This window comes from Rhodococcus qingshengii JCM 15477 (assembly GCF_023221595.1).
Classification (GTDB): domain Bacteria; phylum Actinomycetota; class Actinomycetes; order Mycobacteriales; family Mycobacteriaceae; genus Rhodococcus_F; species Rhodococcus_F qingshengii.
Genome location: NZ_CP096567.1, coordinates 299,172 through 323,455, shown reverse-complemented (window position 1 = coordinate 323,455; position 24,284 = coordinate 299,172). Strand labels below are relative to the sequence as shown.

Genomic DNA, 24,284 nt, shown 5'->3' with positions numbered 1-24,284 from the left:
GGCAGCATGGACCTGGGGATCACCGGACGCGCGGCCATCGTGACCGGCGGCAGCAAAGGTAGATGCGTCGGGCCATGCTGCCCGGTGAGCGTATCGGCCCCCGGCAGTGTTCTGCTACTGGCCGAGGGTGCGAATGTCTGCGCCGTAAGCCGCGACATCACACTGCTCGACGAACTCGTCGCCTCGTCCGCGGGGCACCTGGTGACGGCGAGCTGTGACCTCACGACCGTCGAGGGCTGCGACCTGGCGGCCAAGGCTTGCCTCGATGCATTCGACCGGATCGACATCCTCGTCAACTGCGCCGGGTCGGCAGGGATGGGCAACATTCTCGAAATCTCGGCCGACGACGTCGACGATGCGCTCCTGCTGAAATTCCACGGCTACCTGAGGATGGCGCAGCGAGTCATCCCGTCGATGACGGTGCGCCGGTGGGGCCGCATCGTCAACATCGCAGGCACAAGCGCCACAGCCGACAACCTGCCGACCAGCCTGGCCAATATCGCGGTCCACAACCTGACCCGCGCCCTGAGCGACGAGCTCACGTCGTCTGGGATCCAGGTAAACCTGGTGGCTCCCGGTATGACACTGACCGACCGGGCAGTGACGCTCGTCGCGCGAGCGGCGGAGCAACAGGACCGATCCCCACAGGAACTCATCGCCGAGGTGGGTTCCGGACTACCGGCGGGTCGTGCCGCCGATCCCGCCGAGGTCGCGCGCGTCGTCTGCTTCCTCGCCCCGGATGCCTGCAGCTACGTACAGGCATCCGTGCTCTACATGGACGGTGGCGCGCGACGCGCGACCCCGTGACTAACCGACAAGGAGATACACATGCTTGACGACATCGTGGTCCTGGAAGCAGGACGCCGGGTCTCCACCGGCTACGCCGGCAAGCTGCTGCGTGATGCCGGTGCAACGGTTATACGACTCGAGCCCTCCGAAGGCGACCCGCTCCGCACGGATTCCCCGGAGTACGCCGAGTACCTCCATGCCGGCAAGGGATCGGTGACCGACGTGAGCAGCTCCTCTGCTGGCCTTGCTCTCGCCGACCGGGTCGACGTCGTGATCTGCGACGAGAAATCCGACGTCCAGTCACTGGTCCGCGATTTGCGGTCGCGTCGACCGCGCCTCATCGTCGTCGCGGTGTCCCCATACGGCCTCGACGGTCCCGACGCGACGACCCCCGCGACGGACTTCACGCTGCAGGCCGAGGCCGGCATCTCGTTGGTGCACCCGAGCGGCGACAAGCCATCGATCTCGGTGGGTGTGCCGATCGTCGAGATGACCGGCGGCGCTGCGGCGGCAATGGCAGTAGTCGTCGGACTGTTGGCCAACGACGCCGACGAGGCCCCCGTGGTGGCGGACGTGTCACTGTTCGAGTCGGCCGTTGCACTGCAGCAGTTCCCTTGGCTCTACAACCGCATCGAGCACCACTCGAAATACCCGCTGCCGCAGGCACCGATCCCCGGCATCGAACAGGCCAGTGACGGATGGGTATGTGTCGTCAGCGTGACGCCGCCGCAGTGGAAGGACTTCAAGCAGATCGCCCAGGTCCCTGCGCTCGACGATCCGCGATTCGACACCCTCAACGACCGGGTCGATCACGCCGCCGAGGTCACTGCGCTCGTCCGTGAGTTCACTCGCCGTCACACCATCGACGAACTTGTCGAGCTTGGTGCCGCCAACAGGGTGCCGATCGTTCCGGTCGCCACTCCAGGGACGATCGCGTCGATCGCGCCGTTCGCGGCACGGAACTCGTTCGTCCGGAGCGCCTCGGGTGTGTTCACCGCACCCGGCCCCCCGTTCCGTGTGAACGGTGACGCTAGGTGGACGCCTGCTCTTCTCGCAGACATCGGCCAAGACGACAACCAGGACTGGTCGTGCACGGCGCCCCGCATCCGCAACACCGCCGACGGCATCGATCCTCGGCTGCCATTGGCGGGTCTGCGCGTCGTCGAATTCGGCACCTTCCAGGCCGGCCCGATGGTGACTATGAACCTCGCGAGCCTTGGCGCCGAAGTGATCAAGGTAGAGACCGTCAACCGACCCGACCTCATCCGATTCAACGGCGTGCCCGGGACGGTCGATCGTTTCTGGGAGCGTGGTGCGCCGTTCGTGGGTGCCAACCTGGGTAAGAAGGACATCACTGCGGATCTCGCCGACCCCCGCGGGCTCACCGTGGTCCGCGAGTTGATCGCCGAGGCCGACGTCATCCTGGAGAACTACGGACCAAGGGTGCTGGAGTCGCGCGGACTCGACTACGAGGGCATCCGGGCGATCAACCCTGACATCGTCATGGTGCGTATGCCGGCCTGGGGGCTCGACGGACCGTGGCGCGACCGGCCGGGCTTCACCTATACGGTCAACGCAGCATCCGGCATGGCGGAGCTGACCGGCTATGCCGACGGCGAGCCACTGCTGACCGGATCAGCGGTCGACCCGTTCGCGGCGTTCGTGTGCTCGTTCGCCACGATCACCGCCATCAGACGGCGACGGGTGACCGGGCACGGGGCACTCCTGGAGGTGCCGCTGTGCGACGCCGCGATCCAGCTGACGGCCGAGGCGGTAGTCCAGCAGTCCGCGTCCGGTCGGACCTTCAGCCGCACCGGCAACAACCGGCCAGGATCGGCCCCGCAAGGTGTCTATCGCGGTACCGACGGCGCTGAATTCGCTGTGTCGGTCGAGAACGACGAGCAGTGGTCCGCTCTCGCTGCGCTGCCGTGGGCCAAAGCATGGGCAGACGACGAGCGATTCGCCGACGTGGCCGGTCGAGAGGCTATGGGGGCTGAGCTCGACGGTCTACTGCGGCAGGCATGCGCCGAGCTCGACTCGACACAGGTCGTCGACGACCTCAGAGCAGCGGGCATCCCGTCGGCACGCCTCGAGGTCGGAGACGAGGTAGTGCGGCATCGCCAGCTGCTCGCCCGCAAACGGGTCGTGGAAATCGCGCACCCTGTCATCGGGCCGCAGGAGTACCTCGCGGGACCGGTCCGGTTCGTCGAGGGACCTGATATGGCGCCATGCTCTCCGGCACCTCTGTTCGGGCAGCACAACGACGAGATCCTGACCCGGCTGGGTCGCACGGCCGAGGAGATCGCCGCACTTCGCGAGGACGGACTGATCTCGGACTCGCCGTTCAACACTCCGTTCGAACGCACCTATACCCTGCGGTGACTGCGGGAACGGCCGGTGCACAACATCTCTGGACGATGCACTAGCCGCGCCAGTAGCCACAAGATCTTCAACTTATCGGCGTCACGGATCGACATCACGATCCGTGACGCCGATCTTCATGACCAACACCCTCGTCGCGGGCGAGCGAACCGTGGGCTTGGTGGTGATCGACCGCCTCGTCGTCAAGTTTCAGAGTCGGGGTGGGGAAGCGCCGAGCTGTTTACTCATCACGGTCCGCACCGGACTGCTCGCCGGCTCTGGACGCTGGTCTTCGTCGGTAGCGTCGCAGGGATCTTCCTGCTCTCGTCCGGCACGATCATTGCCGTCCGTCCGCCGCCAAGGTGCGTCATCATCGACGCGTCACTGGTCATGCTGGCGATCATGATCCGTGAATGGCACAGCTTCCCGCGGCCGTTGGTCGGGACGGTTGTGACGGCGGCGTTCGCGGTCTGCAGCGACGCAGCAGCTCACATTGCTGCTGCCGCTAGATCCCCAGAAGTGCCGAGCCGATCTAGATCGCGACGGTGCCGAGGCCGACGAAGACCGTCCTACCGTCCTGACGGACGGTCTCGACAGCCACGCGGGCACGAAGCTCCCCGCCTTCCTCGAGTATTTCGGTAACCGTCGCAGTAGCCGTCAATGAGTCTCCAGGCCAGACCTGCGTCACGAAGCGGCCACCGAAAGCCCGCAGATTCTGCGGGCCGAATACGTCGGTCAGGATGCGTCCCGTCATGCCCATCGTCAGCATGCCGTGTGCGAAAACACCTGGGAAGCCAGCGATCTCGGTCGCGTAGGTCGCATCGGTGTGCAGAGCGTTGAAGTCGCCGGATGCACCGGCGTACTGGACGATCTGCGTTCGAGTGAGGTTCTCCACGAGAACCTGCTCGTGGGTGTCTCCCACCGTAGCGGTCGCGGCAGTTTGCTGATCGGTCATGGTCAGTCGTCCTTGGGCTGGTGCTGTGTGGCGACACCGACGACGCGAGCCGTCACGACGAGCTCTCCCGCCTCGTCGCGGTAGTCAGTGATGGTCTCGAAGAAGCGCAGATCACCGCCCCGACGGCCTTGCTTGCGCCAGGTATCACCGTCGCGGACGGTCGCCGTGAGGACATCGCCCACAAGCAGCGGCCGGTGATATACGAAGTGCTGCTCACCGTGCAGCGTCCCACTGGCAGTGTCCTCGTCGTCAGGACCGTAGCCCGTCGCATCGCCCCCCGATCCGAACCAAGGTCCATCCAGGTGCGGGCGCAGCGGGTAGTCCGGGTCGAAGTGTGCGCTCGCCTGAACATACGTCGGCAGTGCCGGGATCGCGTCCAGGCCTGCAGTCGCGGCGACCTCCGGATCGGTAAAGACGGGGTTGGCATCGCCGAGCGAGCGCGCGAACTGCAGAACCTGCCCTGCCTCGATGGGGAATCGGCCGATGGCCATTGGCAACTCCTTGAGTATCAACACGAACTGTGTCGCGATGCTGCGGTGTGCGGTGTGATCACCATGGCCGGCCCCCATTTACGAAAACGACCTCACCCGTCGTGTAGGACGCGGCTGAAGACGCGAGATAGACGGCCGCGCCGGCCATCTCCTCTGGACGTCCCAACCGCCCCATCGGCACATGCGGCAGCAGGTCGATGTGTGCTTGGTGCGCTGGCTCACCGTCAGGACTGACGATGCCGGGACACAGTGCGTTGACCCGGACCTTGGGCGCCAACTCGACCGCAAGCTGACGTGTCAACATCCACAGTGCAGCCTTGCTGACCCCGTAGGCTCCGATGCCCTGGGACGGCAGGAAACCCGAACCCGAGACGACGTTGATCACCGAGCACCCCGACCGGCCTGCCATGAGCGGCACGAGTTCCCGACACAGTCGGAACGGCGCAACGACGTTGGCGGCCAGAACTTCGTCCCAGACCTCGTCGTCGAGGTCGAGCACCGGGCACACCACGCCGCCCGACGAGTAGGCGTTGTTGACCAGCACATCGATGCCCGACCATGATGCCTGGGCGCGCTCCGCGATCTGAGCCGGCGCATCTTCGGCCATGACGTCGGTCATGACGGTGACGACCCTCTGCCCGGTCCCAACTCTCAGTTCGTCAGCAAATTCCGTCAGCGCGTCGTGGCGACGGGCTACCAGCAGCAGATCTGCCCCAGCTTCGGCGAAGGCTCGAGCGATCGCCGCGCCAATGCCCTGGCTCGCACCCGTCACCACGGCCACCTTGCCGTCGAGCCGGAACATCCGGTCGGTCACTGCCTCACACCGGCGCGGTCTGCCGGCGCAGTTCGTTGCGCTTGATCTTGCCAGCCTCCGTACGCGGCAACTCGTCGACGTAGTCGATGATCTTGGGGTACGCGTGGCGTCCGAGGTTCTTACGCACGTCCGCGGCGATCTCGTCGGAAACCTGCTGCTGGCCGACTGTCCCGTTAAGCACGATAATCGCGCGCACGACCGAGCCGCGCTCAGGGTCGGGCGCCGCCACGACGGCGACCTCTGTGACTCCGGGGTGCGCCAGGATGAGGTTCTCGACCTCGCTGGGCCCTACGTTGTAGCCGGACGTCACGATCAGATCGTCGTCCCTGCCGACGAACCAGTAGCGACCGTCCTCGTCACGGCGCACGACGTCGCCGGTCAGGAAAAGGTCATCACGCCAACGGGCCTTCCACAGGTCGTCACCGTTCAGGTAGCCGGTCGCAGCCTGATACTCGGGGTTGCGCAGCGCCAAAATGCCCTGGCTCTCCTGCTCGACGCCCTCGTCGTCAACGAGCACGATATCGAAGCCAGGGACAACCGATGACATCGCGCCCGGGACGTCCGGAGTCGCCGGGTCTGCGAGGTTGGCCAGCACCATGGCGGCCTCACTCTGGCCGTAGCCGTCCTGGATCGTGCTGCCGGTCAATTCCATCCACGCTTGAGCGAGCGGCGCGTCGAGCGGTTCGCCCGCGCTGGTCGCGCCGCGCACGCTACTCGAGATCCCCCGGCGCGCAGCGATCGGAACGAGACGACGCAGCGCGCTGGGCGCAGCCGCAATGTAGGTGACCTGTTCCTCCTCGAAGATACGCAACCACGCAGCCGGATCGAAGTCCCCGCTGTAGACCACGCGCGGGATGCCGAGCGCCATCGGTCCAGCACCGGTCGTGTACAGGCCGTAGGACCATCCGGGTGCTGCGCCGGTGAAGAACATGTCGTCGGGGGTTAACGCCCAGGTGTGCCGGATGAACGGCTGAATGGTGAGAATCAATGAGTGGGGCTGGATGCAGCCTTTCGCCGCACCAGTCGTACCGCTGGTGTAGATCAACGTCGCCGGGTCGGAGGGCGCCGTCTCGACCATGCCGAAATCGGGAGCATGGCTGTCGATCTCAGCCCACAGGCTCCGGTCGCCCTTGACCAGGCCGCGTCCTGCAGCGCCTGCCACGGTGTAGATCTGAGGGTCGACGGTCAGAAACGGCAACGCCTCTGCGAGCTGGCCCCGGTACCGGTGATCGACCACGACCGCTGCCGGCTCGGCGCCATTGAGCCGCTGCACGATGGCATCGGTGCCGAAGCCGGCGAACAGCGGCACGTAGACCATGCCCGAACGCCACGCGGCGAGCGCTCCGATGAACGCCTCGACCTGCTGATTGACCAGGGCTGCAACCTTGTCACCACGCACGAGCCCTGCGGCCTTCCACGCTGAGGCCAGTCGGCTCGACGTCCGGGCCAGCTCGGCGTAGGTCCAGCGGTCGCTGCTGCCGTCGGGGTGCCGAATGATCATTGCGAGACGAGCCCGGTCGCGCGCCCACCGGTCCGCACACTCATGTGCGGTGTTGAGCCCGCGATCGATCGGCCAGTCGAGTCGCTTCTCGGCAGCTCGCCAGATCTCGGAGCTCGAGAGCCCACGCTCGGCGTGGAGTTCGGCGTACAGGTTTTCGCGCACTACGGACATAGTTTTCACCTCGGTGTCGAACGGTAGGAATCTCACCGAACCACCCCTCGCGGCGGACCGCACCATCGTGTTCCGTGCCTCGGAACCGTGGGCTGTCGATGTGTAGGCCCCTGCTTACTCTGAGGCCTTCCGGAGCAGCACCGCGGCTGCCAGCAGTGTGTTTATGGTGAGGAGAATGGCGAGATGACCGGACAGGTGCGGATCGAGCACACAGAACGCGTCGCATGGATCACGATCGACCGCCCTGAGGCCAAAGGTGCGCTCACTTCCGACATGGTCGCCGCACTGCATGACACCGTCGCCGACCTGCGCACCCGAAAGTGCGTCGATGTCGTGGTGATCCGCGGCGAGGGCACCGACTTCTGTACCGGGTCCGACATGGGCGATATCGCAAGTGTCCTCGGTGCGCCTGCCGACGAGCGTCGAGAAGCTTTCGACTCGAGTATCTCCGGGACTATTCAGCCGCTGCTGCGAGATCTGCTGGCCCTGCCACAGCCCATTGTCGCGAGCACGCGCGGCTACGCGATCGGCATCGGCGTCATGTTCATGCTCGCCGCCGACCTCGTGATCGCGTCCGACACGACGAAGATATCCCTCCCGCAGCCCCATCTCGGGCATTCGCTGGATCACGGCGAGAGTTGGCTCCTCCCCCGCCGCGTAGGACCGTCACGCGCGCTGCAGATCTGTCTGCTCGGCGACGTCGTCGGATCCGAGGATCTCGAGCGGTTCGGCCTGTGCAACTGGCTCAGCAGCGATGCACACCTCGAGAGCCGGACTCAAGAGGTCGTCGATGGCCTACTCGCTGTCGCTCCGGGCTCGCTGTGGCGCACCAAGGCATTGCTGCGCAACTCGATCGATGCCTCATTCGAGGAGCAGCTATTGCTCGAGCGTGAGCACGCCTCTGCAGGAGCTGCAACCGAGGACTTCATCGAGGCGATCAATGCCCAGATGCAGCGTCGCGTACCCGTCTACAACAACCGCTGATCGCGGGAAATGCCACATACTGGTCGAACTCCGCGAAGCAATCGGCAACATCGGTCCAGGGGATACCGCATCAGACCGGCAGGTTTCCCTTCGACAGCAACGATTCGCTTTGCAGTTCGCGCTCGACCAGCATGGCCCGACGCATCAAGTCACGGTCTCCGGTGATCCGGCGATAGTGTTCCAGGTCTGCCTCGAGCCTGACCGGGTCATGACTGTCGAAGATTAGCTGTTTCCGCTCCGAGGACACCGGCGACGAGATCTCGGTGAAGACCCGACGCCGGACGCCCGAGTAGTGGTCGAGCATGTCCTCTGGGGCGTCGCCGTGGACCACCGCGGCCAGCGTCTCCACGAGCAGGGCCGAGTCGAAGAACCCTCCTGCCACGCCGTAGCCGCTCGACGGGTTGGTGACGTGTGCCGAGTCGCCGACCAGTAGCGCGCGGCCGACTCGGAACCGGTCTGCGACACGCTCGTGCATCCGGAAGGCCGCCCACGCCGTGACCTGCGGATCGACATCGTCGGGCAGCAAGGCGCGGAAGACGTCGGGCATTCGGTCTGCGACCGAGTCGTTCGGCAGCATCAGGCTCTCGGCGTACGTGTAGCGCCACGGCACGGGATCACCGAACTGCGCGATCAGCGCACCGTGCGTCGGGTCCACCCGGGCGACGGAGCGCGCGTAGCCCAGTGTCGCCAGATCGAGGTCCAGATCCGTGGCGACGAAGCGCTCGGGCCATGTCATACCGGGGAAGGCGAGCCCGAGCTGACGCCGGATGATGCTGTGGGCGCCGTCGGCCGCCACGACCCACGACGAGCGGTAGTCACGCTCACCCGCCGGACCAACCGCCGACACGGTGCAGCCGTGCGCATCCTGCTCGAACGAGCGGGCCGACATATCCCACTCGATCCGGACGTTGGACATTGCACCGAGCCGGGCCAGCACGATCTCACTGAGCGTGTCCTGCCCGAGGTGGAGAGTGAAGGGGTGCTCGACGGAGTCGTCCAGCACGCTCAGGTCGAACACGAGCTCCTCACCGGTCCGCGGGACCGAAAGCGTCCAGCTCCGCTGAACCAGCCCGGCCGACGCCGCGGCGGCCAGCAGACCGAGTCGCTCCAGTTCGGCCATGATCGACCAGTGGAACAACATTGTCCGCGGCGTGCGGACGACGGTAGGCGTGGCCTCGAGTACCGTGACACCGATACCAGCCTGCGCGAGGCCCAGTGCCGTGATGAGTCCGATGGGGCCCCCACCGACGACAGTGACGTCGTGTGTCGTCATGGTGCTGTAGCCTCGGCGCCCGAAGTGAGCCTGCTGCCTCGGACAAGATCCAGGGCGTTGGTCCCCAACACCCCGAGTGCTTGCTCCGCCGTCAGGATTCCAGCATCGACCGCGTCGCGGACCTGCGTCTGTTGACCTTCGAGCTGGCCGGCGATGAACGGGTGATCCGTGCCGATCATGACGTGCTCGGCACCGAAGCGCCGGACCAACAGCGCCAGGTGTTCGGCATCGAAGACCAGAGTGTCGACCCACAGCCTACGAGCTAGGTCGTCGTGGTCGTGGTCGGTGTCGCCGGCGAGGACGGCACCGAGGCGAAGGCGCGGCAACGACCAGGGGAAGGTTCCGCAGCCGTGCGACATCACGACACGCAGCTCGGGCAGGTCCCGTAGGACTCCCCCGAATACCAGAGCTCCCGCGGCGAGCGCCGTGTCGGTCAACATGCCGAGACCGAAATCGTACGGCTGACCGGTGCGACGCAGTGCTCCGTCTCCCCCTCCCAGTGGGTGTACGTAGACGACGGCACCCAGCGCGGCAGCGGCCTCGAAGAGCGGTCGTACCGCCGGGTCGTCAAGCTCGCGGCCCGCCAGTCGGCAGCCTATCTCGACACCTCGTAGCCCGAGCGTCCTCACCGCGCGCTCGAGCTCGACGACTGCTGCGTCGATATCCTGGACCGGTAGCGCACCGAGGCCCAGCAATCGACCGTCAGCGGCGGCTACATCCTCGGCGATGCCGTCGTTCATGGCACGGGCGAAATCCGCAGCCTCCTGCGGAGGTGCCCAATCGGTCAGCGTGATCGGGACGGGCGACACGAGCTGCACATCGATCCCTGCAACGTCGAGCTCACCGACCCGGTGGGTCACGTCCCACAGGGCAGAGCGGACCTTCCGAAACTCGCTGTCACCAAGCATGATCCGGCCCGAACTGTCGTCGTCGCGGACCAGGCAGGGCCACCGTCTGTCGCCCGTACGCGCCGCGAAATCGTCGAGCCCACGTGGGAAATGATGTGCGTGGACGTCAACCGTCGTTCCGCAGTGGGTACCTGGGGCATCGGTGAACATCCGAATTGCTCCTAAAAGAGGGCGTAAGGGAGAACCGGAGAGTCGTCCCCACGGAAGGTTAAATACGACCCAACGCGAAATACCAGTCCCTGTTCCATCCGACGGAATAGCCACGTGATCGCCCGAAGCCACAAAAAAGCGCACAATATCCACCTGGTTAAGGTGGGTGAACCACGTCACGTTGCGAGTGCCGTACAACCCCTCGGAGTTGCACACTGTGAATGACCCTCTCGCCCATGGGTCTCGGACCCCCGAGCCACCATCGATCCTGTCCAAGGCGTTCGACCTCCTCCGCGCCTTCAACAACAACGAACGGGTCATGACACTCAGCGAGCTGTCGCGCGCGTCGGGCTTACCCAAGTCCACCGTGCATCGGCTGATCGCTCGGCTGATCGACCTCGATGCCATCGAGCAGCACCGCTCCGGCTACAAGCTGGGGCTGGGACTGCTGGAACTTGCGGCCAACACGCCGGCCGGCAGCATGCGCGACATGGCGATGCCTTACCTCGCCGCACTCCACCGGTGGTCGGGCCAGACCGTCCACCTCGCGGTGCTGCGGCGCTACGACGTCGTCTATCTGGAGAAGCTCGCCAATCCCGTTGCCCCGACCGGCCCTTCCGGTGTCGGTGTCCGTCTCCCGGCCAACTGCACAGCCGTCGGTAAGGCATTGCTGTCCTGGGAGAACCTCGAAGACCTCGAGGCGTTCCTCCCCTCGCCCATGCCCATGCTGACGCCGCGGTCGATCACGAACGTCGAGGATTTTGTGATCGAGCTCCGCAAGATCCGCACCAGCGGCATCGCCTATGAGCACAACGAGGCACAGCTCGGCCAGGCCTGCGTCGCAGCCCCGATCGTGGTTCACGACGTCGCGATCGGCGCGATCTCGATCTCCCACCGCGCCGATACCGATACCGGTCAGAAGATCGTGAATGCCTTGCGTGACACCGCAGCCCAGATCGCAAAGGGGTCCCGTGGGGGCCTGGCTCAGGGACGAGCGCACTGGTTTCCGCGCGAGCTCTGACGTTCGACGGCGCCGAACCCCCGATCGGGAAGACGGCGCCGTCGAACGTTCCAATCAGCGGTAGATCGCGAACGTCTTGTTGGAGTTGAGAACCTCGGTCTCCACGAACTCGCTCCACTCGAGCTTCAGATCGAGCTCGGACATCGCACCCAGCAGACAAAACCAGTTGAGCATCTCATGCTGGCCTGCCTCGATGACCTCACGCGTTGTGACCTTCTTCCATGCCTCGTAGTCGCATGCGACCATCGCGTCGTACAACGCGCGGTCAGCCTCGATGTCCGGACGCAGGTGCCAGTCCTTGTCGTTCAGGAAGGCGTGTGACCAACTCGCCGAGGCAATCAGCGCGACGCGCTTGTCGCTGGCACGTGCGGCACGACCGATGGCCTGGCCGAACTGGAAACAGCGTAACGGGGACGGTCCCGGAGGATCGAGATTCTCCCCTGCCTTGATGTCGGCGAAGCGGGCGATGCCGCCCTTGCGCGCGATGACGTGCTCGCCGTAGCAGTTGACCGCCAAGGGAATCACCGGATACGGGAACTCCTTACCGACGTTGTCGTAGTCGAGAAAGATCTGAGTGTTGCCGAACGCGTGCGGGAAGTGGATCCCTTCACGCTGCTCGTACGAGTAGGCGACATCGATGCCGTCGTTGAGCACGGCAGTCGCGATCTGCTTGGCGAACTTGGGGTCGCCCTTCATCGTGAACCGCTCCTCGTCCGGAAGACCCCAAACGTTGGGGACATCGAGCAACTTCAACACCGCGAAGGGCTCAACCTCTGTGTCCGCATACGCCAGGACGCAGAAAGACGGGATGACCTCCTCTCGAAAGTTCTCGTACTGGTCGTCGCCCCACACCAGGACAACATCGGGTTCGAAGTCGTCGAGCGCGGCGCGGACCTTGTCGAGTCCCTTGCGCAGCTGCGCCCGGTGACCGGCCGCGGCAGTGGTCCCCTGATCGTCACCCCACTCGCTTTGCGCTAACGCGGACCAGTTGTCCGGGTCCTTGCGATCCTCGGGGATATCTGGATCTTTCAGAACGCTCTTCATCAGGTTTGCCATGTGCGTGTCCGCACCGGCCAGCATCGGGTAGTGAGTCATACCGAGACCTATCACTTCTGCCATGTGTGCTGCTCCTCCTCATTGCTGACACCGGCGCCGTCGAGCTTCGTCGATAAGCGCCGATGATCCGAACGTATTCGTCATTAGAGACTTGTGGAACGCATCCCACCACCAGAAGTTCTGGTGCTTGGAACCTTCCGCGGCAACGCCCGCAGCGCTCGGTGGTGATCCACATGGAGAACTCCCCATCCACGCCCCCTACTGCCGATGACCCACGTCTGCCGATGACCCACGTCGTGACGACGCAAGGATGCCGCCGTTGCATGGCGCGAGCAGTCGGCGACTACCGGCGTCCCCTGTGCGCCAGTCCGCAACCTCATCGGGACCGACGACATCCCCTTGGCATACCTAGTGCAACAACACATCGTGAGCAGCCCGCGACGTTCCAGTCTGGGCCGGACCCCGCAAGAGGGTCGGCGGCAGGAGGACCTGCTGGTCGACGTAGCGCTGGAGCGGATCGCGTCACGCAGCTGACTTTGACGGAGGACGAGGGGTGAGGCTATCGACCTCACCCCTCATCGGTGTCGTGCTGCCTCAGGCGTTGCTCACAAAATCGGTGATGATGCGGTTGAACTCATCGGCATGCTCGATCTGTAGCCAGTGACCGCAGCGGTTGATGATGTGAGCACGTGACGTCGGAACCGCAGCCAGGAAGCGCAGAGTGTGCTCGAAGCTCACGACCCGATCATCTCGTCCGTGCAGAGCGAGCGTCGGCACCGTGATCTTGGCGAGATCGGGAAGCAACCCGAAATACGGGTTGGGCGGCTGTGGGTTGTCCCACAACGTGTTCCAGCTATCGAGGTGCCCTCTGTGGGCGAGTGCTGCAGCCGAACGCAGCCCGGCAAGTTCGTCCGTGGCCATCGACTGATCGAAGCACATGATCTGTACGAGCTTCTTCATGTTCTCCGGTGTGGGCACTCGGTATGCCTGGAAGAGAACTTTCAGGCCCTCGGAGAGGCCGCCTCCGGGGCTGAAGAGGTCGAGGCCAGGCGCTGGTGCGCCCATCGAAACCAGGTGACTGACCCGCTCCGGGTAGCGGACGGCAGTCTCGACGGACGTCATTCCACCCATTGAGTTGCCGACCAAGGCAGCCTTTTCGATCCCGAGCTCGTCCATGAACGCGATGAGATCGGCGGAGTGATCACGGCCGATTGTGTCGTTCTGAGTGTCGCTCTCGCCCCAACCGGGCATATCGACCGCGTGGACGTGGAACTGGCGAGAGAGCGGCTCGATGTTGGGGCGGAAGTTGCTCCACCCCGTCGCGCCCGGACCGCTGCCGTGCAGCAGGATTACGGGATGGCCGACTCCGGCCTCGTAGTAGTGGATTTTGTAACGGCTGGTCAGGACCGTCCGGCTCGTGCTCTCTGCGGTGACCGAGGACTTCTCGGTGGCAATGCTCATAATTCTGTTTCCTTTCGTCGAGGACCGGAACCGGACTTCAGACCTGCGCGACGAGGTCGGGAAGCTCGGGACGCAACTTGGACACACCGGCTGCATCCGCGCTCTGACGGGAGACCTGGCCGTCCCGGAAGAACTCCAGAAACACCTGGTTGAAGATCTCCGGCGAGTCCGTCTGTCCCTGGTGCCCGGTCTCTTCGGGATAGAAGAACTGAATGTTCGGCAGGACCTTCTCCTGCTCGTAACCCCACTCGACCGGCGTCAAGACGTCCTCGGTGCCGTAGAGGTAGATCCCGGGAATCGTGAGCTTGTCGAGCCGGCCCTTGGTCGAGAGACGCGCCTCGATATTGGGGTCCTCCCACGGGATGATCCGGCCGTACTGGAGCAGACCGGGCCAGAACTGCGCGTGGGCCTCCTTGCCGCGCTCAGCCGCAGCGAACCGCATCTCGATCAGGTCGTCGTTGATCGCTTCGCCTCGGTGGATGATGGCGCTCATCATCGAGCGCATTCCTTCACGGGTGCCGTCGTACTGCGTCAGCTCGACCTTGGCCGGCGGCTTGAGCCCGGCGGGTACGACGTCGCCGATGTCACCGGCGATCAGCGCGAAGCTCAGCACCCTCTCCGGATGGGCCACAACGTAGTTGGTCGTGTTCATACAGCCCATCGAGTTGCCGGACAGGTGGAACTCGTCGAGGCAGAGTGCAGTCGTGAACTCATGGATGAAGTCGACATAGCTGTGGACGCCTTCGGGCCAGAACTCCTCACGGTCGTCCGACAGACCGAATGCCGGCATGTCCGGGCAGTAGACCCGGAAACCGTTGGCCCCCAGGAACGGTGCCATGAAGCGCCACCCCGCCGTGCCCGACGAGCCTGGAAGGCCACCGTGCAGCAGCACGACGGCCGGGCCGGTCGTGCCGGAGGTCATGTAGTGGGCCTTCGCGCCACTCGCGAGCCGAACCCAGCGACTCATCATTCCCGGAACCTCGATGAGTCCCTCTTCCGTCAACGCCATGTTCACTCCTTCATTGACGTGCACCGGACGCGGACGCCTCCGGGTCAGTTGTCTGCCGTTAGGTCGGGTCACACCGGACGAGCGGGCGTCAGGCCCAGATCCAGGTCGGTAACCGCAACGCGCTTGGTCACGGCCTTTCGGCACTTCATCAACATCCGCGGGTCGTCCACGACCAACGCGCCGGTCACGATGCCGGCCTCGTCCGCGTATACCGCGACAAGCCCGCACTCGACCGTGCCGTGAGAGATCGCCACGGCGCCGTCGCCCGGACGGCCCACGATCTGGATCCGATGGCCGTACTGGTCGGACCAGACGTACGGCACCTGAGCATGTGGGACGGACGTACCCATCACGTCGGCGGCAATGATCCCGGCGTGCTCATTGGCATTGGTCCAGTGCTCGATCCGCAGGTCCGAACCGTAGAAGCCGTGTGCCCATCGGGCGATGTCGCCTGCCGCGAAAATCCGGTCGGTGCCGCGGACATGCAGCGACGCGTCGCATTCCAGACCGTTGGTAATCGGTAGGCCGGACGACGCCAGCCACTCGGTGGCAGGAGTTGCGCCGATTCCCACGACCACCAGGTCGGCAGGCAAGACTCGACCGTCCTCTAGTGCTACTCCCGAGACGTGCGAATCTCCGACGAAATGGGAGAACTGCACACCTGTGTGGACGGTGACACCGTTGACCTCATGCAAGCGTGCGAGCTCGGCACCTACTTCAGCTCCGAGTACACGTGTCAGCGGAACCTGCTGCGTCTCGATAATCGTCACGCGCGTGCCGTATGCCCGTGCAGCCGAAGCGAACTCGGCACCGATGAATCCCGCACCGATGACAACAACGTCTTGTGCGGTCGCCAGGCCGACCCGCAGTGCGACGGCGTCCTCGGCGTTACGCAACGTGTGGATCCCGGTGAGCGTATCGGCCCCCGGCAGTGTTCGAGGGGTGACGCCGGTCGCGATCACCAAGTCGTCGAACGGAAATGTCGTGCCGTCATGGGTCGTGACGACGCGTTCATTGACGTCGAGCGCGACAGCGCGAGTGCCGAGATGCATCTGGACGTCGAGAGCCTCCAACTCGGCGCTCGACAACAGCGGAACGGGCTGATTGGGGCCGTCGGGGAGCAACATCTCCTTGGACAGCGGAGGTTTGTCGTAGGGCTGGTGGACCTCTTCGCCCACGACCGTGATGGCGTCGTTGTAACCCTGCATGCGGAGGGCCTGCGCCGTGCGGATTCCCGCCACGGACGCGCCGATTATCAAGATGGACACGGCGCAAGTGTCATCGGGGTCACTGGGTCGGGCAACGAGGTATACCGCTGGCTGGAACCCGGCGGGCACGTTTCGCACGATGGAACATCGGCTGGGTCGCAGAGCACACGGCGCCCCAAACTGTGCGGACGCATCACCGGTGCGCGACCGAAATCAACATCAATCTTGGAGCACACCATCGTGAATGAGTTCGATGTCGTCGTCGTAGGAGCAGGACCGGTCGGGTTCACCCTGGCCATCGACCTCGGCAGGCGCGGAGTCCGAACGCTGCTGGTCGAGAAGGATCCGACAACCAAGGAGTGGCCCAAGATGGACCGCTCCAACGCACGCACGATGGAGTTCTACCGACGTCTCGGCATCGCCGACGAAGTTCGTGCGGCAGGCTACCCTGCCGATGGCTCGATGGATGTCTTCATCGTGACCCGGTTGTCGGACCCGCCCCTGGTCAAGCTCGAATATCCCAGCGTCGCCGAGCACCGCGCCACAATCGCCGCAACGACCGACGCCTCCGAACCGCTCGAGCCATACCAACTCGTCGCACAGAACGACCTCGAACCTGTGCTCAAGCGGGTCGCCGAGAGCACCCCGAACGTCACGGTGCGCTTCGGCTACAACCTCGTCGACTTCATCCAGGACGACGAAGGCGTGACCGTGACCCTCGAAGACCTCGCGGGAGCCCGGGAGACGGTTCGCACCGGATATCTCTCCGGCTGTGACGGCGGCATCAGCACAATCCGCAAAAAACTCGGCATCAAACTCGAAGGGCAAGGCAGTATCCGCCAGCTGCGTCAGGTCACGTTCCGTTCCGATGAGCTCTACGACAAGATCCCAATTGGCAAGGGACGCCACTACTACGTCGCCGACGCCGAAGGCAGCGCCTTCGTCGTGCAGGGCAGCCGAAAGGACTTCACCCTCAATATCGCGATCGACGTGGACGCCGACCTCGCACAGGCCGTGCGCGACCGTGTGGGTTTCGACTTCGACTTCACGATCCGCAACTCGACGAACTGGAAGCTGCATCTCCTACTGGCCGAGCGATACCGCGACGAACGTGTACTACTGGCCGGCGACGCGGTCCACCTGGTGATCCCCACCGGTGGCTTGGGCATGAACACCGGCGTCGGTGACGCGATCGACCTGGCCTGGAAGCTGGCCGGAACGGTCCAGGGCTGGGGTGGGCCGGGTCTGCTCGACAGCTACGAGACCGAGCGGCGCAAGGTCGGCGCTCGCAACGTCCAGGCCTCCGGATGGGCCGCCCAAGGCATGAGCCTATGGCGTGATCTCGTGACGCCTGAGATTACCGAGGACACCCCCGCTGGCGCGACACTACGGTCGGAGGTGGGTGCCGCGGCGAACATCCACCACCGTCGCGTCCACGAGATGATCGGCGTCGAGTGGGGCTACAGCTATGCCGGCTCGGATTTGATCGCCCATGAGGACGACAACATCACCGACTGGGACACCACGACCTACACGGCGCACACGCGTCCTGGCGTACGTGTCCCGCACATCTGGCTCCAGGACGGCCGTGCCATGCAGGATGCTTTAGGTCAGGACTACACATTCATCGACCTGACCGGTTCGGCCGACACGACAGCCGTCGAGGCGGACTTCGCCAGGCTGGGTGCACCTCTGGAGGTACTTCGAATCGACGACCCGAACGTCCGTGCGGCCTACGATTGCTCGCTGTTGTTAGTGCGGCCCGACCTACACGTGTTCTGGCGCGGCGACGTGCTGCCCGAGGATGTCGACCACTGGGCCGAGCAGGCGGTCGGCCACCTCACCCAAGCTGAGCGCGACGCAATGGCTCAGGAGACGACGTAAACTTGGTCGTCGTCGATTTCGACCCGATAGGTCGCAAGCGCGATGGTCGCCGGCAGACACAACGGCTTGCCGCTGGCCAGATCGAAGCGCGCCATGTGCAGCGGACAGACGAGCTCACTGCCCTCGATCTCACCCTCACTGCCGAGCGACCATTTCTCGTGGGAGCAACTGTCGGCCGTGGCGAAGAACGTCCCATCCTCGGCCCGGTGCAGGGCGATCTGTCCACCGTCGAGGGTCATGGACTCACCCGGCGTGAGATCATCTACAGCGCAGGCTAACTGGCGCTTCATCGTCTGTGTATCTTCCATCAGGTATCGACCTCCTCGTCATTGCCGGAAATTCTCTCGGCAGACGATCAGTCTGGTTCGGTAACCGAAAACCCGACAGGGACCGTTTCACTCGGCGGAAACGTCACAAGCAAGCAGTACCCGCAGCCCAGTGACCAGGGCAATCGGTTGGTCGAGCATGACGTGGTGCTCCGCAGCAGGGATATCGATGACCCGAGCCGCGCCGTTCAGTCGCTCGGAAATCATCTCGCCCATCGCGGTGTCCACCAGGCCCTGCTCCGGCCGGAGAAGTGCAACGCTGCATTGGAGCCGTGACAGCTCACAGGGACGCAGAGGCTCGTGGGCGAAGATCGCGGGATCGAACTTCCATGCCCAGCCACCGCCGACCTGACGGACAGAGTGCTCGGCGATGTGGTCGAAGATGTACGGCTCGGTGTCCTGGCCGGGGATCACGCGGAACCGTGCCACGACCTCTTCACGCGTCACGTAGACCTTCTGTGGTCCGAACGCGACTTTGTCCCGTGCCGCAGCTTCCTCGGGTGTCGCCTCGTGGATCGGTGTGTCGATGATGATCGCGCCCGCCAGGTCGGCCCCGTGCCACGTCGCGGCGGCGAGGGTCACCATGCCGCCCATGCTGTGCCCGATCACGACGGGCGGTGCGTCGAAGGAGTCCCGAGCGACTGCCATGACCTCGTCCGCCCATGCCTCGAGCGAATACGTTTCCCGGCGACCACTGTCGCCGTGACCGCTCAGATCCAGCGCGACGACGTGGCGCGTGGTCGCGAGCAGCGGCGCGATGTGGTCCCACCACCGAGCGTGCGCCGCGCCGCCGTGCACCAGCACCACACCGGGCGCCCCGGGCTCACCCCACGATCGGCAGGTCACCGCGACCCCGTCCACATCGAGCGTGTGGACAATGGCGTGCTGCGCCAGAGCCCGCTGGAACCATGCTGGAGTGAGTGTCACCGGGGCGGCCGTAGTGGGAGAGAACATAACCAAGGACTAACAGGTCCGCCGCCCCGTGACGCAGGTCGGTTTCGCCAGTCGGAACATTCGATGTCGACAATCGATGACGGCGAGCAGCATCGGCGGCAATGACGCACGCCGTTCCCGGCGTCAGATCCGTCCGAATCAGGAGTGAACCGATGAGTATCCACGAATCGCAGCCCGCCATATACGACGTCATCGTCGTCGGAGCCGGCCTGGCGGGGAACATCGCAGCACTGTCCGCCGCCGAGAGCGGCGCCACGGTTCTGCTACTGGAGAAGGGCGCGCAATACGGCGGCTCATCGGTGAAATCCGGTGGCGGAATGCTGTTCGCCGGCACCGACATTCAGGCGGCCGCCGGCATCGAGGACGACAACGAGCAGTTGCGCGCGTCGATCCTCGCCGCCGGACGGGGCAAGAACGATCCGGCACCCGTCCAGGCCTACCTCGAGCACCAGCTCGATACCTTCGAGTTCATGCGAGGTCACGGAATCGACTTCACTTTGACGATCACCGGCACCGACGTGGTCTCGCGCATGCACGCGGCACCTCAGGGTTACGCGACGAAGGTCATGCACGAGAAGTTCGTGGCGCTCGACCACACCCACTACTGGCCATCCAGCACTGCTCGGCGGCTCGTCCAGGCTGCGGAGGGTCGCGTCACCGGCGTCGTCCTCGAGCGCGACGGGCAGGAGATCGTGCTGCACGCCGCCGCCGTGATCCTGACGAGCGGGGGCTTCGCCCGCAGCCGTGAGCTGCTGGAAACCTTCGCCCCACAGTGGGCTGACGCTACCAAGATGGGCGGTGTCGACAATACCGGTGACGGGCTGCGCATGGCGTGGGCACTGGGCGCCGACGTCGCCGACATGGGCTACGTCGAGGCTTCCTTCGGCGCCTCGATCAAGAACTACCCGGACCTGTCGGAAGACCCGAACGAGGAGCCCCGCCTGCTGTACCCGAACTCGCAGGGTGCCATCATCGTCAACCTCGACGGCAAACGTTTCGTCGACGAGAACCTCAACTACAAGACCATCAGCTCGATCTGCGTCCGTCAGCCGGCGGGAATCGGCTTCCAGGTGTTCGACGACTGGATGATGAATCGTTCTCAGGTCGCCCCGACGCCGGCGGACTTCAAATCGGCTCTGGCCGACGGGTATGTCATCGTCGCCGACACGGTCGAGGATCTCGCCGAGAAACTGCAGATCGATCCGTATATGTTGCGGGCCACGATCAATGCCTACAACGGCTTCGTCGACGAGGGCGTCGATCCCGAGTTCGGACGATCGCTGAGCGACTACGGCGTCGCGCGCGGCGGCCACCTCGACACAGCGCCCTACTATGCATTCCCCTGCCGCTCGGGTCTGACCACGACCTTCTGTGGTGTCCGGGTCGACGAGCAACTGAACGTCGTCGACGTGTTCGGCAAGCCGATCCCGGGGCTCTTCGCGGCCGGCGAGGTCGTCGGCGGCTTTCACGGCGCGACGTATCTCAGCGGCACCGGGCTCGGCAAGGCCGGTGTCTTCGGCCGGGCCGCCGGCCTGTCCAGCGTCGCGCAACTTCCACGCTCATAGCCCCAGATCCCATCACCGACCGCACGACGAAGGACGATCATGACCGAGCTCAAGCCTGACTTCCATGAGGTCCTGGCCCGTACCGAAGGCCCCACAGCCACCCTCGACGTGTTCCGCCGCTGGCATGAGGCCGTCGACGCGCAGGATCTCGCAGCGGTCCGTAGCTGCATGGCCGACGACATCGTGGTCGAGATCCCCTTCAGTGAGTCGGGGCAGGTAGAGGAGGGCAAGTTCCGCTCCTACGTCGGCATCGATGCGGCAACCGACTTCTGGGCCGTCGCCTTTACTGCCGAAGGCGAAAGCGAGGGACCCTGTAACTGCGAAATCACGCTGTCTGCTGACGGCACAACGGTGTTCCTCGAGACCTACGGCAAGCTCACGATGGCCAACGGCCGTGACTACCGCAACCGCTACATCATGAAGATGATCACCGAGAACAACATGGTCAAACATGTCCGCGAGTATTACAACCCGATTCAGTCCGCGTACGCGTTCGGCCGACCGATCGCCGGTCACATCACAGTCGAATCCCTCTCCTCATGAACACCGCCGAGTACCGTTTCGACGGTCAAGTCGCCTTGGTCACCGGGTCGGGAGCAGGCCTGGAACTGGCTCACGCGCGGCTGCTGGCCGAGCGTGGCGCCCAGGTCGTGATCAATGACATCAGCACCGCCGACGACGGGCGACCACTGGCCGACGTCGTCTCCGAACAGCTACGCGACGAGGGCTTGACGGCCGTCTCGGCCACCGGGAACGTCGGTGTCGAGACCGAGGCGATCGGTCTTGTCCGGCAGACCGTCGACACCTTCGGGCGCATCGACATCCTGGTCAACAACGCCGGGGCCGGCGGGAGCGGGTCTGCCCAGGAGGTCTCGACGCAGACCTTTGCCGAGACTTTGAACATGCATTTGTTCGGGACCTTCTGGACAATGCAGGAGGCCCTGCGGCACATGCGAGGTCAGGGGCACGGCCGCATCGTCAATACGACGTCAGCCCTCGGTGTGTTCGGCGCGCCCGACTCGGTGCCCTACGTGACCGCCAAGGCCGGCGTCGTCGGGCTCACGAAAGCAGCCTCGCTGGACAATCGCGACCTCGACATCCGGATAAACGCGCTGGCGCCTGTCGCTGCGACCGGATATGCCAAGGCATATTTCGAGAACCATCCCGATCTCGATCTTCGGTACCTACAGGCGTCGATCGTCTCCCCGGTGGTGGCCTACCTGTCCCACGGATCGTGTGAACTCACCTGCCAGACGCTAGCTGCGGGCGGAGGACGCGCGGCTCTGCTGTTCAGCGCCGCGGTGCCTGGACTGTCGAGTCGAACACTCTCGATCGAGGAGGTCGCGGCCGGACTCGACCAGGTCACCGACGCCGAGGGGTTCCGCATCCTCGACAGCTCGGTCGAGCAGTACGGACTACTCCCCCGCTTCAACGACTGAATGCGACGCCCTCGCCGAGGATCACGTCCTCGTCGCGGGCGCCAACGAAGGCTATGGATCCGGTGAGCGTCGAGACTCAGGCGTCTGGACCGACACGCACCATCAACTTGCCGACGTTGCCTCCGCCCAGCAGGTCGACCAACGCTGACGGGGCCGCCTGCATGCCTTCCCGGACGTCCTCAAGAACCTTCACATCGCCAGAGGAAACCAGGCCTCGAGGTCAGCGAGTGCAGTGGGGAACGACTCCGCGAAGTCGTAGACGATGAAGCCCTGCATCGCGAGCCTCTTCGTCACGAGCACAGTAGGAACGTTCGCTGGGCCTGGAGATCCAGCCGGGCCTTCGTACTGGGATACCGCACCACAGCACACGACTCGACCATGCAGGTTCATATTGTGCAGGGCAACCTCCAAGATACGACCGCCGACGCTGTCGAAGTAGACGTCTATCAGTCATATGTCTTCTCCTTGGATGTGGCGGAGCAAGCCAGACCCGTGGGCCTGGTCAGGAAGTAGTTCAGAGACCCGGCGGACGATCGTCCGCCGGGTCTCTGAGCTGGTGCTCGACTACCCCGTCATCTGTCCTTCGAAGTCGTACAGCTTGCCGTCCTCGAACAGCTTGGTGTCAGAGTTGTAGACACTCAGATAGGACGCCTCGATCGCGACCTGGTCCTTGAGACCGTCGAGTTTGAACTTCACGCCCGGCTTGAGGAGTGCAGGCTGGAAGTCCAGGTGAGTGACGGCGTCCATCATCCCGAGTCGGCTCAGACCCAGCGGAGACTTCGCCGCAACCTTTGCCGCTTCGAAGAACGGCTGCGGGTAGAGGAAGCCAGTCATCGTCGTGGTCGTGATCGGCGTACTGGGCGAGGCCTTCTTAATTGAGTCGATCGCGGTCACTACGACTGGGTCGTTGACGAACTCACCACGCGTGGGGTCCTTCGCATACGTCGTGATGTGCCAGCCATTGGCTGCCGCGCCGGCGACGTCAAACGTCAAGCTCGCGCACACTGACGACATGTATCGGTCGGCATTCCATCCCTGGTTCGAGACCTCCTGCATCGTCGACGCACACTGAGCAGCTGTCGGAACTGCGATCACCACGGTGGCCCCGGTGGAACGCAGCGTCGTGATCTGTGAGGAGGGTGACCCTGTTTCGGTTGCTTCGATCGTCTCGGTTTTTACGATCTTGCTCTTGCCCGCGTACTTCTCGAGCGCACTCAGATAATCTTTGCCCGACTCGTTGTTGGAATACAGCACTGCGACATTCGCGCCGTCGGGGTGGTTTTCGTTGATGCTGGCCATCATGATCCGCGCGTCGAGAGCGGACGGCTGAGTGAACACCGATGTCCATGGATACTCGGCGGGATTGTTGGCCGAAGTACCGCCCGAGATCCCGGGCATCAGCGGCACGCACTCCCCGCCGAGGACTCCGCGTATCGCAGCGACCTGAGCGGTGCCGACAACCCCGGTGATCAGGTCGACGCCGTCCTTGTCCAGCAAAGTCTGCGTCGTAGTTAATGCCTTGTCCGGTGTAAAAGCGTCATCACCCTGAACCAACTCGAACGTGGTGCCCAGACCCGAGGTCTCGTTGAACTGACGGAACGCCTCCTTCATGGCAGGTCCGATGCCACCCAAGGCAGGTGCAACCGGTCCTGTCTGCGGGATCGTGTTCCCAACCTTGACTGTCGTGCCGAATGCCTTGGTCACGTCGGTCGGGCAGGCTGCCAGGTCGATGCCGAGCGCCTTCGCGGCCGCATTCGACTCGCTGGACGTGTCCGCGGCGCCTGCGCTGTCACCGCCCGGTGAACTACAGGCCGTGACCAGGAGGCCGAGAGCCAGCACTGCTCCCGCCAGGTGTTTGCGATGTGTGAACACGTCGTACTCCTTCAAGAAAGGGTCCGGGACGGACCGAGAGATTGCCGAATAGAACAAGTGGTGCTGTCAGCAGTGCGCCCTCATCAAGCGCA

General features: G+C 64.5%; 23 protein-coding genes. 8 read left to right on the top strand and 15 right to left on the bottom strand.

The annotated features are described in order from the left end of the window. Positions 1-6 precede the first annotated feature (6 nt). Complete coding sequence (locus tag M0639_RS32610; protein WP_064074865.1) at positions 7-807, top strand: SDR family oxidoreductase; 801 nt, start codon at positions 7-9, stop codon at positions 805-807. A gap of 21 nt (positions 808-828) precedes the next feature. After that, positions 829-3,171, top strand: a complete 2,343-nt coding sequence (locus M0639_RS32605; RefSeq protein WP_064074864.1) for a CoA transferase — start codon at positions 829-831, stop codon at positions 3,169-3,171. A 227-nt stretch (positions 3,172-3,398) separates the two neighbouring features. On the opposite strand, the gene M0639_RS32600 is transcribed toward M0639_RS32605, so the two are convergent. From M0639_RS32600 to M0639_RS32580, 5 genes are all read right to left on the bottom strand, one after another. Beyond that, positions 3,399-3,542: a hypothetical protein gene (locus tag M0639_RS32600; RefSeq protein WP_156525060.1), complete on the bottom strand. Its 144-nt coding sequence runs from the start codon at positions 3,540-3,542 to the stop codon at positions 3,399-3,401. Between the two features lie 140 nt (positions 3,543-3,682). Beyond that, a complete protein-coding gene (locus M0639_RS32595; RefSeq protein ID WP_082893239.1) occupies positions 3,683-4,105 on the bottom strand; it encodes a MaoC/PaaZ C-terminal domain-containing protein in 423 nt (140 codons plus the stop codon). A gap of 2 nt (positions 4,106-4,107) precedes the next feature. Further along, a complete protein-coding gene (locus M0639_RS32590; protein ID WP_064074881.1) occupies positions 4,108-4,596 on the bottom strand; it encodes an FAS1-like dehydratase domain-containing protein in 489 nt (162 codons plus the stop codon). 58 nt (positions 4,597-4,654) lie between these two features. Beyond that, positions 4,655-5,410 carry an SDR family NAD(P)-dependent oxidoreductase gene (locus M0639_RS32585; RefSeq protein WP_082908868.1) on the bottom strand — a complete coding sequence of 252 codons (756 nt, stop codon included), beginning with the start codon at positions 5,408-5,410 and terminating at the stop codon, positions 4,655-4,657. Positions 5,411-5,414: 4 nt separating this feature from the next. Continuing rightward, positions 5,415-7,082 carry an acetate--CoA ligase gene (locus M0639_RS32580; protein ID WP_063892163.1) on the bottom strand — a complete coding sequence of 556 codons (1,668 nt, stop codon included), beginning with the start codon at positions 7,080-7,082 and terminating at the stop codon, positions 5,415-5,417. 183 nt (positions 7,083-7,265) lie between these two features. On the opposite strand from M0639_RS32580, the gene M0639_RS32575 reads away from it, so the two are divergent. Beyond that, positions 7,266-8,066, top strand: coding sequence for an enoyl-CoA hydratase/isomerase family protein (locus M0639_RS32575; protein WP_058228070.1), 801 nt, complete (start codon positions 7,266-7,268; stop codon positions 8,064-8,066). 70 nt (positions 8,067-8,136) lie between these two features. Here M0639_RS32575 and M0639_RS32570 read toward each other — a convergent pair whose 3' ends face one another. Further along, positions 8,137-9,339, bottom strand: a complete 1,203-nt coding sequence (locus M0639_RS32570) for an FAD-dependent oxidoreductase (protein ID WP_063892155.1) — start codon at positions 9,337-9,339, stop codon at positions 8,137-8,139. Beyond that, on the bottom strand, positions 9,336-10,397 hold the full coding sequence (locus M0639_RS32565; RefSeq protein ID WP_063892154.1) for an amidohydrolase family protein: 1,062 nt from the start codon (positions 10,395-10,397) through the stop codon (positions 9,336-9,338). The genes M0639_RS32570 and M0639_RS32565 overlap by 4 nt, the downstream gene beginning before the upstream one ends. Before the next feature lie 217 nt (positions 10,398-10,614). On the opposite strand from M0639_RS32565, the gene M0639_RS32560 reads away from it, so the two are divergent. Continuing rightward, on the top strand, positions 10,615-11,418 hold the full coding sequence (locus tag M0639_RS32560; RefSeq protein ID WP_231915183.1) for an IclR family transcriptional regulator: 804 nt from the start codon (positions 10,615-10,617) through the stop codon (positions 11,416-11,418). Between the two features lie 54 nt (positions 11,419-11,472). Here M0639_RS32560 and M0639_RS32555 read toward each other — a convergent pair whose 3' ends face one another. The 4 genes from M0639_RS32555 to M0639_RS32540 form a co-directional block, all read right to left on the bottom strand. Continuing rightward, entirely contained in the window at positions 11,473-12,537 is a 1,065-nt protein-coding gene (locus M0639_RS32555) for a DODA-type extradiol aromatic ring-opening family dioxygenase (RefSeq protein ID WP_058228068.1), read from the bottom strand. A 531-nt stretch (positions 12,538-13,068) separates the two neighbouring features. Further along, positions 13,069-13,935 carry an alpha/beta fold hydrolase gene (locus M0639_RS32550; protein WP_058228067.1) on the bottom strand — a complete coding sequence of 289 codons (867 nt, stop codon included), beginning with the start codon at positions 13,933-13,935 and terminating at the stop codon, positions 13,069-13,071. A 37-nt stretch (positions 13,936-13,972) separates the two neighbouring features. Further along, on the bottom strand, positions 13,973-14,944 hold the full coding sequence (locus M0639_RS32545) for an alpha/beta fold hydrolase (protein ID WP_058228103.1): 972 nt from the start codon (positions 14,942-14,944) through the stop codon (positions 13,973-13,975). Between the two features lie 68 nt (positions 14,945-15,012). After that, entirely contained in the window at positions 15,013-16,212 is a 1,200-nt protein-coding gene (locus M0639_RS32540) for an NAD(P)/FAD-dependent oxidoreductase (protein WP_064074862.1), read from the bottom strand. Positions 16,213-16,392: 180 nt separating this feature from the next. Between M0639_RS32540 and M0639_RS32535 the strand changes: the two genes are divergently transcribed. Next, positions 16,393-18,036, top strand: coding sequence for an FAD-dependent monooxygenase (locus M0639_RS32535; protein WP_197486194.1), 1,644 nt, complete (start codon positions 16,393-16,395; stop codon positions 18,034-18,036). Here the strand turns inward: M0639_RS32535 and M0639_RS32530 are convergent. Then, a complete protein-coding gene (locus M0639_RS32530; RefSeq protein WP_054801916.1) occupies positions 18,021-18,344 on the bottom strand; it encodes a non-heme iron oxygenase ferredoxin subunit in 324 nt (107 codons plus the stop codon). The genes M0639_RS32535 and M0639_RS32530 overlap by 16 nt on opposite strands. 87 nt (positions 18,345-18,431) lie before the next feature. Further along, positions 18,432-19,289, bottom strand: a complete 858-nt coding sequence (locus M0639_RS32525) for an alpha/beta fold hydrolase (RefSeq protein WP_231915182.1) — start codon at positions 19,287-19,289, stop codon at positions 18,432-18,434. A gap of 179 nt (positions 19,290-19,468) precedes the next feature. Between M0639_RS32525 and M0639_RS32520 the strand changes: the two genes are divergently transcribed. The 3 genes from M0639_RS32520 to M0639_RS32510 are packed head-to-tail and all read left to right on the top strand — an operon-like array spanning position 19,469 to position 22,320. Next, positions 19,469-20,881, top strand: a complete 1,413-nt coding sequence (locus M0639_RS32520; protein ID WP_063892161.1) for an FAD-dependent oxidoreductase — start codon at positions 19,469-19,471, stop codon at positions 20,879-20,881. 39 nt (positions 20,882-20,920) lie between these two features. Beyond that, positions 20,921-21,424: a nuclear transport factor 2 family protein gene (locus M0639_RS32515; protein ID WP_058228064.1), complete on the top strand. Its 504-nt coding sequence runs from the start codon at positions 20,921-20,923 to the stop codon at positions 21,422-21,424. Next, a complete protein-coding gene (locus M0639_RS32510; protein ID WP_058228063.1) occupies positions 21,421-22,320 on the top strand; it encodes an SDR family NAD(P)-dependent oxidoreductase in 900 nt (299 codons plus the stop codon). The genes M0639_RS32515 and M0639_RS32510 overlap by 4 nt, the downstream gene beginning before the upstream one ends. A 189-nt stretch (positions 22,321-22,509) precedes the next feature. On the opposite strand, the gene M0639_RS32505 is transcribed toward M0639_RS32510, so the two are convergent. Together M0639_RS32505 and M0639_RS32500 are read right to left on the bottom strand one after the other, a co-directional pair. Beyond that, positions 22,510-22,710, bottom strand: a complete 201-nt coding sequence (locus tag M0639_RS32505) for a hypothetical protein (RefSeq protein ID WP_231915181.1) — start codon at positions 22,708-22,710, stop codon at positions 22,510-22,512. Positions 22,711-22,884: 174 nt separating this feature from the next. Next, positions 22,885-24,192 (bottom strand): ABC transporter substrate-binding protein, encoded by a 1,308-nt coding sequence (locus M0639_RS32500; protein WP_058228062.1) that lies wholly within the window; start codon positions 24,190-24,192, stop codon positions 22,885-22,887. Positions 24,193-24,284 lie beyond the last annotated feature (92 nt).